Consider the following 13,268-nt stretch of genomic DNA (forward strand, 5'->3'; position numbering starts at 1 on the left):
CCTTCTTCGTGTTCCCCGAGAAGCCGCCGACGGTCGCCGGACGGTGGCGTCCTGACAAATGTCATGCCGGGTCATGACGGCACGCACTGCCGTAGTGGCCCGCGCTCCGCGAGACTCGGAGCAGTCACCGTCCTGGCCCGCATCCCGATCACCGTGTTTGCTGTCCAGCGGTGGCCGCGCCGGGAATCGCGCGGCCGGAGCGCAGGAAGACCCAGGGGGACGAGGACCGTGTCGAAGCTGACGGGGTGGTGGAGGAACCGCAGCACCGCGGGGAAGGTCGAGGTGTACACCCGCTGGTCGTTCCACTTCTTCGTGCTCATGGAGATCCTGGGGTTCGGGCTGGGCCCGCTGTTCGGTCGTCCCGGAAAGTCCTCGGCACTGGTGGCGGGCCTGCTCCTCCTGATGATGTGCGGCCACGCGGTGCTGTGCGGGGTGCTCTCGTCCAGGGCTCTGAGCTGGGTGGTGGGCAAGCGAGAGCGCCCGGACCGGCTGGCGGCGGGCACCGTCGTCGCGACCGCCGCCGCGGCCCTGGCCGTCCTCGCCGTGCGGGCCGGCGGGAAGCTCGACCCGAGCGTCGCGCCGACACTGGTTTTGGGGCTGGCCTGCTTCACCACCGGATCGCTGGTGCTGTTCCTGAGGACCGTCCGGCGCATCCGCTACGTCCCCCCGATCGCGGCGCTCGCCACGGGCCTGGCCGTGCTCGGCCTGGGACTGCAGCCCGTGGAGGCCCTGGGGTACGCCGTCGGGGTGCTGGTGGGCAGCCTGTTCTTCGCCGCCACCTGCGGGTTCTCGGCCTGGCTGCTGGACACGGTCCACGAACTGGACCGCTCCCGCGAGGCCCTTGCCCGGCTGGCGGTGGCGGAGGAACGGCTGCGGTTCGGCCGGGACCTGCACGACGTGATGGGCCGCAACCTGGCGGTGATCGCCCTCAAGAGCGAACTGGCGGTACAGCTGGCCCGGCGCGAACGCCCGGAGGCGGTGGACCAGATGATCGAGGTGCAGCGCATCGCGCGGGAGTCCCAGCGGGAGGTACGGGAGGTGGTGCGGGGCTACCGGGAGGCGGACCTCGCGGTGGAGCTGGAGGGTGCCCGCGGGGTGCTGAGTGCGGCCGGGATGGACTGCCGGGTCGACCTCGAGGGCGGGCGGGAGCTGCCGTCCGAGGTCCAGTCCGCGCTCGGCTGGGTGGTGCGCGAGGCGACGACGAACGTCCTGCGGCACGGGGACGCGCAGAGCTGTGTGATCCGGCTGACGGCGCCGGAGACGGGCGGCGTGACGCTGGTGGTGGAGAACGACGGGGCTCCCGAGACGCCCGCGGGGCCGCCCGGTTCGGGGCTGGCCGGGCTGCGCGAGCGGCTCGCGGCACTGGACGGGACCTTGCAGGCGGGGCCGGTGGACGGCGGCCGGTTCCGGCTGCGTGCCGAGATCCCGGGCCGACAGGTGCAACGAATGGAGGTGCGGGCGTGAGCCCCGTACGCGTACTGCTCGCCGACGACGAACACCTCATCCGCGGTGCGCTGGCCGCACTGCTCGGACTGGAGGACGACCTGCTGGTGATCGCCGAGGCGGCCTCGGGGCCCGAGGCGCTCGCGATGGCCCGGGCGCACCGGCCGGACGTGGTGGTGCTGGACCTGCAGATGCCGGGGGCGGACGGTGTGAGTGTGGCCACAGCGCTGCGGGCCGAACTCCCCGACTGCAGGACCATGATCGTGACGAGCCACGGCCGGCCGGGGCACCTCAAACGGGCCCTGGCGGCAGGGGTGCGGGCCTTCGCCCCGAAGACCGTTTCGGCCCAGCGGCTGGCCGAGCTGATCCGGACCGTGCACGCCGGAGGGCGTTATGTGGACCCGGAGTTGGCGGCCGACGCGATCAGCGCGGGGGACTCTCCGCTGACCGCGCGCGAGGCGGAGGTGCTCGAACTCGCGGCCGACGGGGCGCCGGTCGCGGAGATCGCGGAGCGGGCCTCGCTGTCGCAGGGGACCGTACGGAACTACCTGTCCTCGGCGGCGTCGAAGCTCGGGGCCGAGAACCGGCACACGGCAGTGCGTCTCGCGCGCGAGCGGGGTTGGGTATAGTAGGTCTCGCGTTACGGCGCAGTGCGGACATAGCTCAGTTGGTAGAGCACCACCTTGCCAAGGTGGATGTCGCGCGTTCGAGTCGCGTTGTCCGCTCAGAAGAAGAAGCCCCCGGTCCTCGGACCGGGGGCTTCTTCGTGTCTCAGGCCCGGCTCTGCCAGGTCAGGCCGGTGAGCCGCTCGTAGGCCTCGATGTACTTGGCGCTGGTCCGCTCGACGACCTCCTGCGGCAGGGCGGGCGGCGGCAGTTCCCCCTTCGGGTCCCAGCCGGAGGCCGGGGAGGTCAGCCAGTCGCGGACGTACTGCTTGTCGAAGGAGGGCTGCGCGCGGCCCGGCTCCCACAGGTCGGCCGGCCAGAAGCGGGAGGAGTCCGGGGTCAGCACCTCGTCGGCGGCGACGAGCGTGCCGTCCTTCGGGTCGAAGCCGAACTCGAACTTGGTGTCCGCCAGGATGATCCCGCGCTCGCGGGCGATGTCCCGGGCGCGGCCGTACACGGCGAGGGTGGTCTGGCGCAGCAGCGCGGCCGTCTCGGCGCCGGCGGTGCGCGCGACCTCCTCGTAGGAGACGTTCTCGTCGTGCTCGCCGACCGCGGCCTTGGCGGCCGGGGTGAAGATCGGGGCGGGCAGCTCGGAGCCGTCCACGAGCCCCTCGGGCAGGGCCAGTCCGCAGACGGTACGGGTCTGCTTGTACTCGGCGAGGCCCGAGCCGGTGAGGTAGCCGCGGGCCACGCACTCGACGGCGACCATGTCGAGGTTGCGGCAGATCAGCGTGCGGCCGGCCCAGTCGGCGGGGGCGCCGACGGGCAGCTCGGTGGAGATGACGTGGTTCGGGACGAGGTCCGCGAGCTGGTCGAACCACCACAGGGAGAGCTGGGTGAGGACGCGTCCCTTGTCCGGGATCTCGGTGGGCAGCACCCAGTCGAAAGCGGAGATGCGGTCGCTGGCGACCATGACGAGGCGGTCTTCCTCGTCGCGGTAGAGGTCGCGGACCTTGCCGGTGTGGAGGTGGACGAGGCCGGGAACCTCAACCGGCTCGGGCTTTTCGACGAATCCGGACACGGGTTCTCCCTGTGGGTCTGTACGAGCGCAAACCCATTCTCCCGTACGGCGTCCCCTGCCCCGCCCACGGGGTGTCATGCGCGCCGGGGCCTCAGTCGCGCTTGCAGATCCGGTCGAGGAGGTTGGCGGTGGCGCGCTGCACGCGCTCGTCGACGTGCCCGGGGCGGTCGAGGGCGGGGGACCAGGCGAAGGTGCCGGAGGCGAAGACCAGGGCGCCGCTGGGAGCCCGGTAGAGCGAGGTCTCCTGGTGGCGGCGGTGGCCCTCGGTGTCGAGGTAGGGGGAGTGGGCGAGCAGGATCCGGTCCTGGTGCTCGGGGAGCTGGGTGCGGGGGAAGTACCGGTCGGCCTCGCCCGCGACCAGGCCGGGGAGTTCGTCGTTCTCCGTGGCGCCGGTGGAGTCCCAGAGCCAGTGCGTGGCATTGCGCACGATCAGGGGCGCGGGCTCGGGGACCCGCCCGGCGTACTGGATGCCGAGCAGCTGCTGCTCCGGGCGGTCGACTTCCCGCCACAGGCTGGGGCGGCCGGGGCCGCGGCGTTTTCGGCAGGTGAGGAGCCGGTCCTCGACCCCGGAGGGGGACGGGGCGAGCTCGACCTGCCAGTACATGGTGTTGGCGGAGAGGAAGACGAGCGAGGTGCCGTGGGCGCGGGCGCGCTCGGCGGTGCGGCGCATCGGCCCCGACCAGTACTCGTCGTGGCCGGGGAAGATCAGGCCGCGGTAGCGGGTCGGGTCCACGCGGCCCGCGTGCAGGTCGCGGGTGTCGGCGTAGGCGAGGTCGTAGCCGTAGCGCTCGGCCCAGCGGATGAAGTCGTAGGCGTGGCCGACGTGCAGGGGCATGCCCGCGCCGGCGTACGGGCGGTCGAAGGAGACGGTGATGGCCGCGTCCTCCTCGCCGAGCAGCCGGCCCTCCTCGTCCCAGGCGTGGTAGAGGCTGGCGCCGGTGCGGCCGTCCTCCGGGTAGAGGTTGTACGCCTGCCAGGTGATGTCGGGGAGCAGGAGCAGCAGGTCCGCGGGGTGGTCGTCGCGGACGGTGAAGGGGATGTGGGAGCGGTAGCCGTCGGCGGTGGTCAGGACGGCGACGTACGCGCCCACGCTCCAGTAGGAAGGGACCTGAAGGCGCCAGGACAGCCACCAGTGGTGGCAGGAGACGGTGCGGTCGGCGGCCAGCGGGGCCGGCTGGACGATGCCGGAGAGGCGGGGGCTGGTGGTGATCTTGGAGGCCCCGTCGCCGCCGTAGTGGCCGATCCGGTAGACGTCGACGGAGAACTGCTGGGGCGGGTCGACGGTGATGTGGAAGTCGATGGCCTCGCCGGGGGTCACGGCTCCGGTGGAGGCGAAGCCCTTGATCTGGCGGTGCACGTCGTCGGCGCTGCGCGGTCCGCCGTTGCCGCGGGCGCGGGGGGTCCGGCCGGTGCCGGCGGCCGCCGCGGCCGGATCCACGTACCAGGGCACGACCTGGCCGGTGTCGCCGAAGTAGAGCTCACTGTCCCGGAACCAGGGCAGGGGTCCCTGCCCGAAGGGGTCGTTCACCGCGTGCGCGAGCGCACCTGACTCCCAACGCCGGATCTGGTCCGCACCCATACCGCTCCCCTCCCTCGCTCCCCCGAACGATGCTTTCAGGACACCCCGGTTCAGGACATCCAGCCGCAGCCGGTCCCAGCACATCACATAACGCACGCAGTCCGTCACCGTTCGTCGCGAATTGACGTGACCGGAACATTCGGATCCGCTTATCCGTACGAGCCGTAGCCCGGACGGGCGCGGGCCGGACCCCGGGAAAAGGGCGGCTCCGACGGTTCGGGAGGCCGGGCTCCCGAACCCTCGAAGCCGCCGGTCAGAACCGTGAGGGCCCGCAGGTCCGGCCCGCACGGCCGGGCCGTCAGGGCGGCCCGTCAGACCAGCCGGACCGGCTTCTCCGGGCGGACACCGATCTCCGAGAGCCACTCCCTCAGGGGCTCCGGATCCCCGTCTTCGACCAGGCACAGCACGCGCGGCGCCAGATCCGACCGGCGCTCCCCGCCGACCAGCAGGACCGGCCCGTCCAGCCAGTCCAGCCCCGGCGCGGCACCGGCCGAGTCCACGGCAGCGCAGCACACCATCGCCGTCACGTGGTCGGCCAGCAGGTCCCGCGCGCTGCGCGGCGGCTGCAGCGGGAACAGCGGCACGGCGTCCGCACCGCGCGCCTTGCCCGCCCCGGCGCCCGGACCCGCAGCCCGCTCCTCGCGGGCGAGGTCCCCGCTGAGCCGCCCGGCCAGCGCCTCCCCGGCCGCGCCGTCGCCGGCGGGGTCCGAGAGGTGCCCGAGCACCCGCTCCAGCGTGGGCCCGACGAAGCCGTCCCCGCGTGGGGACAGGGCCGCGGGAGCGGCGGCCACGGCGTCCAGCGCCGTATGCAGACGGGCCGCCTCCGTACGCCACTTGCGGTCCACGACCTCTTCCGGATAGGCCGCCCAGTCCACCGGGGACCAGTCCGGGCCGGACTCGGCCGGACCGCCGTGGAACAGCCGCGCCGCCAGCAGCGAAGCCGCCTCGTCGACCGCCCCCGGCTGCTCCAGCAGATCGCAGGCCGGGCGCTCGCCCAGCCGTGAGGTGAACCCGTCGGCCAGCCGGTCCCGCCGGGAGAGTTCTGTCAGTGCGGAGACCACTCCCGCGTCCAGGTGCGCCGGCCAGCGGCCCATCCGCCAGGCGGGCAGGGCGACCCGGGTCAGCAGCCGGTCCCAGCCCGCGTACGCGAGGCCGACCTGCTCCTGGGCGACGATGCGCAGCCCGTAGTCCACACCCTGTGCACGGTCCGAGGCGGCCGCGGCCACCCCGCGCTCCATCTCGGTGGCGTCGACCCGGCACAGCCGCAGCAGGAACCGCGCTGGCGGGGCGATCCAGCCGAGGCCGCGCCGGCCGCCCACGTCCACAGCGGCGTCCAGACCGCGTACGAAGCCGCGGGCGTCGGCTATGTCCGGGTGCGCGGAAGGGCCCGTACCGGCGACGACCGGGGCGAGGACGGCCCGTAGCTCCGCGACCCGCATCCACCACAGGAAGGGCGAGCCGATCACGAGCACGGGAGCCGCGCCCGGTTCGGACTCGGGACCCGCGGATATGCCGCCGCGGCGGTGGGCCGCATGCGTACGGTCCTCCAGCCAGCTGTCGCAGTCGGGCGTCAGGGCTATCGCGGAGGGCGACGGGACGTCCATCCGGTCGGCCAGGTCCCGCACCAGCCGGTAGAGGTCGGGCGCCGCGGCCTCCGACAGGGCCACCGTAGGCGTCACGGCCGGGCCCGCCCGCAGCACCACCGCGGCGAAGATCCCGCCGACCAGCAGTACGAGCGCGGCGACCGCGCAGACGGCCAGGGTCACGGTCGGCCAGGGATCCCCGGCCAGCCGGCCGGTCATCCTGGCGGCGACGAGCACCACCGCGAGGGCCGCGGGCAGCAGCCCTGCGGCCAGGGCCCTGCTGCGCACACGCAGCACGGCCAAGGCGCGGGAACGTGCGGACGGCACGCCCGCTTCGACGATCGAACCGGTTCCGGACACGACCGGACCTCACCCCCTCTGCCCTGCGGCGGCATTGCTCACTCCCCCACTGTGACACCCGCCACCGACATCGCAATGCCGGTGGGCCAAGTGCCGGAATGCTTGCGCCGCACCCTAGTTGGGGCCTGCCCGGCAGTCAGGCAGACAGGGTGACGATCACCCGATGGAATGGCTTTGGGTAAAGGTGGGTGCGTTCGAACGCGGCCGGATGCAGTCGCACGCGTACGCGCCCGCGGGCCCGGGCGCACTGTCGTGCGCACCGGGCCCGCGGGTTCGTGGAGCCGCAGCTCAGCGGCGTTCGGCCGCCTTGGCCGCGATGTCCGTACGGTGCTGCGAGCCGTCCAGCCGGATGCGCGCGACCGCCTTATACGCCTTGTCCCGGGCCTGCGCCAGGTCGGAACCGGTCGCCGTCACCGACAGCACGCGGCCGCCCGCGCTGACGACCGCGTCGCCCTCGCGCCGGGTCCCGGCGTGCAGCACGTACGCGTCGGGCCCGTCCTCGGCGGCCACCTCGGCCAGGCCCTCGATCGGGTCCCCGGTGCGCGGGGTCTCCGGGTAGTTGTGGGAGGCGATGACCACCGTGACGGCCGCGTCCTCGCGCCAGCGCAGCGGGGGCTCGGTGTCCAGGGTCCCCTTGGCGGCGTTCAGCAGCACGCTCGCGAGCGGGGTGCGCAGCCGGGCCAGGACCACCTGGGTCTCCGGGTCGCCGAAGCGGGCGTTGAACTCGATGACCCGGGTGCCGCGGCTGGTGATCGCCAGGCCCGCGTAGAGCAGGCCGGAGAAGGGGGTGCCGCGGCGGCGGAGCTCGTCGACGGTGGGCTGGAGGACCAGCTCCATGACCTCGTCGACCAGCTTCGGGTCGGCCCAGGGCAGCGGGGAGTACGCGCCCATGCCGCCCGTGTTGGGGCCCTCGTCGCCGTCCAGGGCCCGCTTGAAGTCCTGCGCGGGCTGGAGCGGCAGCACGGTGACGCCGTCGGTGATGGCGAAGAGGGAGACCTCGGGACCGTCGAGGTACTCCTCGATGACCACGCGGTCGCAGGCGAGGGCGTGCGCCCGGGCGGCCGCCAGGTCCTCGGTGACCACGACGCCCTTCCCGGCCGCGAGGCCGTCGTCCTTGACGACGTACGGGGCGCCGAAGGCGTCGAGGGCCTCGTCCACCTCTTCCGGGGTGGTGCAGACGTAGCTGCGCGCGGTCGGGACCCCGGCCGCGGCCATCACGTCCTTGGCAAAGGCCTTGGAGCCCTCCAGCCGCGCCGCCTCGGCGGACGGGCCGAAGACGGGGATGCCCACGGCGCGCACGGCGTCGGCGACCCCGGCGACCAGCGGGGCCTCCGGGCCGACGACGACCAGGCCGGCGCCGAGTTCGGTGGCGAGAGCGGCGACGGCGGCGCCGTCGAGGGCGTCGACCGGGCGGAGCTCGGCCACCTCGGCGATGCCGGCGTTGCCGGGAGCGCAGTACAGCGCGGAGACGTCGGGGTCGAGGGACAGAGAGCGGCACAGGGCATGTTCGCGGGCGCCGCCGCCGATGACGAGGACCTTCACGCCGCTCAGCCTAGCCCGGCCGGAGCGGCCGGTTTCGTGCGGCCACCCAACTAGCAGGTGCTACTCATTCGTGTATTCCTCCACAACGGTCGCTCCGAGCTCGCGCACGATGAGGTCGTGTCCGGTCAGCGCGCTGTCGACGAGGTCGGGATCGTCCTCCTCGGCGAAGTCGTCTTCGGGGGCGACCGGCGGGGGCGACTGCCGTACGGGGGGCTGCGGGGCGGAGGCCTGCTGCTGGGGTGACGCGTGGGGCGGCTGCTGCGGCTGCTGCTGGGCGGGGGAGCCCTGCGCCGGAGCCTGCGGCGGCGGGCTGTAGGCCGGGGCGGGCGCGGGCGGTGCGGCGTACGAGGAGGTCTGGAGCGGAGCGGGGGCTCCGCCGCCCACCACGGCGTCGATCTTCCAGTTGACCTGGAACTGCTCGGCCAGGACCGCCTTGAGCACGTCCTCGCTGCCGCTGCTCGCGAAGTTGTCGCGGGCTCCGGCATTGGGGAAGCCGAGCTGGAGGGTGGTGCCGTCGAAGCCGGTGACCTGGGCGTTCTGGCTGAGCAGGATCCAGGTGAAGCGGCGGCGGTTCTTGACGGCCTCCAGGACGCCGGGCCACATCGCCTGGATCTGCCCGGCGCCGGCGGCCATGCCGGGGGAGGGTGCGGGGGCCGCCGCCGGGGCGGGGGTCGGGGCCTGGGCGGGCGCGGGGGCCGCGGGGGCTCCCTGGCCGGGTCCGGCCGCGCTCGGCCATGCTCCGGCCGCCGGGGCGGGCGTGGCCGCGGGGGCCGCTGGGGCTGCGGGGGCCGCCGGGGCGCCGGCTCCCGGCTGTGCCGCACCGGGCCAGGCGCCGGGGGCACCGCCGCCGGGCTGAGCCGCACCGGGCCAGGCGCCGGGCGCGGGGGCCTGGGCTGCGGGGGCCGGGGAGACGGGAGCGGGTGCGGCTGCGACGGGTGTGGCTGCGGGTGCGACAGGCGGGGCGGGTGCGGCAGGCGGGGCCACGGGCGGGGCCTGAACCGTCGGCTCGGGCTCGGGAGCCCGTACGGCGGCACGCGCGGCGGCGACGCCCCCGCCCGGCCCGGCGGGCGCCATGGGATGTGCCTCGGGCCCGGGCACGTAGCCCATGACGGGCGGAGCCGCGGGCACGCCGGCCGCGGAGGCTGCCGCGAAGGCGGCGGCCCCGCCCCGCTCCAGCCGGTCGAGCCGGGCCTGGAAGGACCGCTCGTCGTCGAAGGCGGCGGGCAGCAGCACACGGGCACAGATCAGTTCGAGCTGGAGCCGCGGCGAGGTCGCCCCGCGCATCTCGGTGAGCCCGGTGTTGACCAGATCGGCGGCCCGCGACAGCTCGGCCGCCCCGAACACCGAGGCCTGCGCCTGCATCCGCTCCACGACATCGGCGGGGGCGTCGATCAGCCCCTTCTCCCCGGCGTCGGGCACGGCGGCCAGGATGACCAGGTCGCGCAGCCGCTCCAGCAGGTCGGCGACGAACCGGCGCGGGTCGTTCCCGCCCTCGACGACGCGGTCGACGACCTCGAAGGCCGCGGCCCCGTCCCCGGCGGCGAAGGCGTCGATCACGGAGTCGAGCAGGGACCCCTCGGTGTAGCCGAGCAGCGACGTCGCCATGGCGTACGTCACACCCTCGTCGGCGGCGCCTGCGAGCAGCTGGTCCATCACGGACATCGAGTCACGCACGGACCCGGCACCGGCGCGCACCACGAGCGGCAGCACGCCGTCCTCGACGGTGGCGCCCTCGCGCCCGCAGACCTCGCCGAGGTAGTCCCGCAGCGTGCCGGGCGGCACCAGGCGGAAGGGGTAGTGGTGGGTCCGGGACCGGATGGTCCCGATCACCTTCTCCGGCTCGGTGGTGGCGAAGATGAACTTGAGGTGCTCCGGCGGCTCCTCGACCACCTTCAGCAGCGCGTTGAAGCCCGCCGAGGTCACCATGTGGGCCTCGTCGATGATGTAGATCTTGTAGCGACTGGCGGCCGGCCCGAAGAAGGCCTTCTCGCGCAGGTCACGGGCGTCGTCCACACCACCGTGCGAGGCGGCGTCGATCTCGATGACGTCGATGGACCCCGGCCCGTTCCGGGCGAGGTCGCGGCAGGACTGGCACTCCCCGCAGGGGGTCGGAGTGGGACCCTGCTCACAGTTCAGACACCGGGCGAGGATGCGCGCGCTGGTGGTCTTGCCGCACCCGCGGGGCCCGCTGAACAGGTACGCGTGATTGACCCGGTTGTTCCGCAGGGCCTGCATCAGCGGTGCAGTGACATGCTCCTGCCCGATGACCTCGGCGAACGACTCGGGACGATAGCGGCGGTACAGCGCAAGGGACGACACGTATACGAGGTTATCCGGGCCCACCGACAACAGCGGCCCGCCGACGCCCCCAGGGCCCCCCGGAACGCAAAGCGCCCCCCACGCACCCGCCAGAGCCCACTTACCCTTGCTGCCTTCCGGCCCTGGGGGAGTTGGGTGAGATAGCGCCACGTGAGGGGCTGGCCCCACCCTAGCGGATGAACGGCCCCGGAATCGAGCCGGACCCCCACCGGACCCCCGCCCGGTCCCCGACCGACGATCACGTTCGCGAGCACCCCTCAACGTCTTGTATTGTTTGCGGCGGAGGATTCGCCTAGTGGCCTAGGGCGCACGCTTGGAAAGCGTGTTGGGGGCAACCCCTCACGAGTTCGAATCTCGTATCCTCCGCCATTGCTCTCACCGGGCAATATGTCGAAGAGCCCCACCGCTTGCGGTGGGGCTCTTTGCGTTCCCCCGTGCTCGGGCAGGAGAGCCAGACTTCAAGAAGCTGATGGTGCTACGTTCATTAGCATCATGCTGCTGAGACTGGACACCGCAGACAGTCGGCCCCTGCACGAGCAGGTGGCAGGCGCGATCCGGCGCGCCATCGCCGACGGGGAGTGCGCGCCGGGGGACCGGCTGCCGCCCGCCCGCGACCTCTCCCGGGCCCTGGGCGTCAACGCCAACACCGTGCTGCGGGGCCTTCGGGCCCTTCGGGACGAGGGGGTGCTGGAGTTCCGGCGGGGCCGCGGGGTGACGGTCGCCGAAGGCGCGGACCAGCGGTCGGAACTGCTGGACAGAGCGCGACAGCTGGTCACCGACGCAGCGCGTCAGGGCTATAGCAAGAGCGATCTCATCGAGCTGATCAGGGAGCTTTCGTGAACGACTGCACGAAGCGGACGAACGGCGCGCGCTGGGGTGCGGCCATATGGGCAGCGGGCGTTCTGGCCGCACTGGCCGCGCTTCCGCCGGCCGCGAGCAGTCGCCTGCCGGACCGTTTGGCCACGCACTGGGGTGGAAGCTCGCCCGACGGCTCGATGCCCTTGTGGGCAGCTTCGCTGTTCCCCGCGCTGATCTGGGCCGTCCTGGCGCTGTCCGTCGCCTTCGCGGGACGCCGCGGGGGCGCGGCCGCAAGGCCGTGGGCCGGCGTGACGCTGCTGTCGGGCGGCGTGTTCCTTGCGGGTGTCCAGGCGTCCATCGTGCGCGCCAACCTGGACCGGGCCGAATGGAGCGACGCCAGCTCGGTGGGTACCGGAGTCACGGTCACCGTCGTGGCCGCGACGGCCGCCGGCGTGCTCGGGTGGCTGGCCGGCCGCCGCGGCGGTGCCCCGACCTCCGGCGAGGAGACCGGCGGCGCGACGAGGATGGAGATCCCCGAGGGGGAACGATTCGTCTGGCTGTCCCGTGCGGCGAACCCGTGGCTCCACCTGACCGCCGCCCTCACCGGCCTCGTGGCCGCAGCCGCCGCACTGGCCGCCGCGGGCGGGCTGATCGGCCTGCAGTGGGCGCTGATCGCACCGTTCGCGATCGCCTCGACTCTTGTGCTCTTCTGCTCTTCCGTGCAGGCGCGGGTGACGGAGAAGGGGCTGGACGTGGCTTTCGGCCCGTTCGGCTGGCCCGTGCGCCACTGGGCCGCCCAGGACATCAAATCGGCGCGGGCGGAGTCACGGACACCTGCGCAGGTCGGCGGCTGGGGCTACCGGCTGAGCGGCCTGGGGACGACCGTGATGCTCCGGGCCGGCGAATGCCTGGTCATCCACCCCCGCAAAGGTACGGAGTTCGCCGTGAGTGTCGACGACGCCGAGCGCGGCGCCGCACTGCTCAACTCCTTCTCCACCCGACAGGCGAGCTGATCAATTCAGCCCCGTGGGCGTCGCCGCGATGACCCCACAGGGGACAGCCCGGGGCTGCAGCCGCGGCGACCGTCTCTGCCCTCCGCCGGTAACCGCGAGCACGGCCTCGTATCCGCCGGATGTGCGGGGAGAGAGGCGGGCCTGCCCCTCCGATCGGCGGGGTGCGATCCCCCTTCAGGCGTACGAGAGCGGTGCTTCCGGGCTGCCTAGTGTTCCCGTATGGAGCATCTCACCGAATTCCTTATGACACAGAAGAGGACCCCGCTGGTCAACCGCTACGCGGTCACGGCGCTGGACGGCGGGGAAGTTCTTGCCTTTGGCGAGCAAAAGCGGTTTGCGGTCAGGGAGGAGCTGACCTTCTGGAACGGTGAGGACCGGGCCCGGAAGCTCGGCGGGTTCAAGGCACGGAAGGCGATCGATTTCGGCGGCACCTACGACGTGGCCGGATCGGACGGAGCGGTCATCGGAACGTTCAGGAAGGACGTCAAGGCGTCTCTCCTGCGGTCCACGTGGCACCTGACCCAGGACGACTCGACCGCCGCCGTGGGCAGGGAAAGGCGGGTGGGTGTGGCGCTCGCGCGGCGCGGATGGGAGCTGCTCGACGCCGTCGTGCCGATCCCCGTGCCGTCGGTGCCCTTCGTGTACCACTTCGACTTCGTGCGGGACGGGCAACCCGTCCTGTCGGTCGAACGGAAGTGGGGCCTGCGCGACCGGTACGTCATCCGCGTCCAGGACCCGGAGCTCGACCGGACCCTCGCCCTCTGCATGGCCGCCGGTCTCGACGCCCTGCAGGGGCGGTGACCGACTGCCCCCGACGATCGGCTGTTCCGTTCCCCCCACACGGTGGGGCGGAAATGGAAGATCGGCCGGTTATCACGCGCTCGGGCCCCCATTAATTTGATTTCCGGGCCGCCGCCGGAGTGCCTTTCCGGCGCCTCCTGACGG

At 73.2% G+C, this 13,268-nt stretch carries 10 protein-coding genes, 2 tRNA genes and 1 other RNA gene; 7 read left to right on the plus strand and 6 right to left on the minus strand.

Annotated elements, in window-relative coordinates; genetic code table 11:
* The first annotated feature begins 228 nt into the window (after positions 1-228).
* From OG447_RS06295 to OG447_RS06305, 3 genes are all read left to right on the plus strand, one after another.
* Positions 229-1,464 (plus strand): sensor histidine kinase, encoded by a 1,236-nt coding sequence (locus tag OG447_RS06295; RefSeq protein WP_266935412.1) that lies wholly within the window; start codon positions 229-231, stop codon positions 1,462-1,464.
* The gene (locus OG447_RS06300) at positions 1,461-2,072 is read left to right on the plus strand and encodes a response regulator transcription factor (protein ID WP_266935413.1); all 612 of its coding nucleotides are present in this window, start codon (positions 1,461-1,463) and stop codon (positions 2,070-2,072) included. Before OG447_RS06295 ends, OG447_RS06300 begins: the two co-directional genes overlap by 4 nt.
* A 23-nt stretch (positions 2,073-2,095) precedes the next feature.
* Positions 2,096-2,168, plus strand: a tRNA-Gly gene (locus OG447_RS06305).
* A gap of 46 nt (positions 2,169-2,214) precedes the next feature.
* On the opposite strand, the gene OG447_RS06310 is transcribed toward OG447_RS06305, so the two are convergent.
* The 6 genes from OG447_RS06310 to ffs form a co-directional block, all read right to left on the minus strand.
* Entirely contained in the window at positions 2,215-3,129 is a 915-nt protein-coding gene (locus tag OG447_RS06310; RefSeq protein WP_266935414.1) for a phosphoribosylaminoimidazolesuccinocarboxamide synthase, read from the minus strand.
* 91 nt (positions 3,130-3,220) lie between these two features.
* Entirely contained in the window at positions 3,221-4,708 is a 1,488-nt protein-coding gene (locus OG447_RS06315; RefSeq protein WP_266935415.1) for a N,N-dimethylformamidase beta subunit family domain-containing protein, read from the minus strand.
* 311 nt (positions 4,709-5,019) lie between these two features.
* Positions 5,020-6,651, minus strand: coding sequence for a hypothetical protein (locus OG447_RS06320; RefSeq protein WP_266935417.1), 1,632 nt, complete (start codon positions 6,649-6,651; stop codon positions 5,020-5,022).
* A gap of 288 nt (positions 6,652-6,939) precedes the next feature.
* Positions 6,940-8,193 (minus strand): phosphoribosylamine--glycine ligase, encoded by a 1,254-nt coding sequence (purD, locus tag OG447_RS06325; RefSeq protein ID WP_266935418.1) that lies wholly within the window; start codon positions 8,191-8,193, stop codon positions 6,940-6,942.
* A 60-nt stretch (positions 8,194-8,253) separates the two neighbouring features.
* Positions 8,254-10,512 (minus strand): DNA polymerase III subunit gamma and tau, encoded by a 2,259-nt coding sequence (locus OG447_RS06330; protein WP_266935419.1) that lies wholly within the window; start codon positions 10,510-10,512, stop codon positions 8,254-8,256.
* Between the two features lie 64 nt (positions 10,513-10,576).
* Positions 10,577-10,675, minus strand: an RNA gene (gene ffs / locus OG447_RS06335) — signal recognition particle sRNA small type.
* A gap of 118 nt (positions 10,676-10,793) precedes the next feature.
* Between ffs and OG447_RS06340 the strand changes: the two genes are divergently transcribed.
* The 4 genes from OG447_RS06340 to OG447_RS06355 all read left to right on the plus strand — a co-directional run bounded on the left by OG447_RS06340 (position 10,794) and on the right by OG447_RS06355 (position 13,124).
* Positions 10,794-10,881, plus strand: a tRNA-Ser gene (locus OG447_RS06340).
* Positions 10,882-11,004: 123 nt separating this feature from the next.
* On the plus strand, positions 11,005-11,352 hold the full coding sequence (locus OG447_RS06345) for a GntR family transcriptional regulator (RefSeq protein WP_266935420.1): 348 nt from the start codon (positions 11,005-11,007) through the stop codon (positions 11,350-11,352).
* Positions 11,349-12,323, plus strand: a complete 975-nt coding sequence (locus tag OG447_RS06350; protein WP_266935422.1) for a DUF1648 domain-containing protein — start codon at positions 11,349-11,351, stop codon at positions 12,321-12,323. The genes OG447_RS06345 and OG447_RS06350 overlap by 4 nt, the downstream gene beginning before the upstream one ends.
* 243 nt (positions 12,324-12,566) lie before the next feature.
* Positions 12,567-13,124: a hypothetical protein gene (locus tag OG447_RS06355; protein ID WP_266935423.1), complete on the plus strand. Its 558-nt coding sequence runs from the start codon at positions 12,567-12,569 to the stop codon at positions 13,122-13,124.
* Positions 13,125-13,268 lie beyond the last annotated feature (144 nt).

It is taken from the genome of Streptomyces sp. NBC_01408, assembly GCF_026340255.1.
GTDB lineage: Bacteria > Actinomycetota > Actinomycetes > Streptomycetales > Streptomycetaceae > Streptomyces.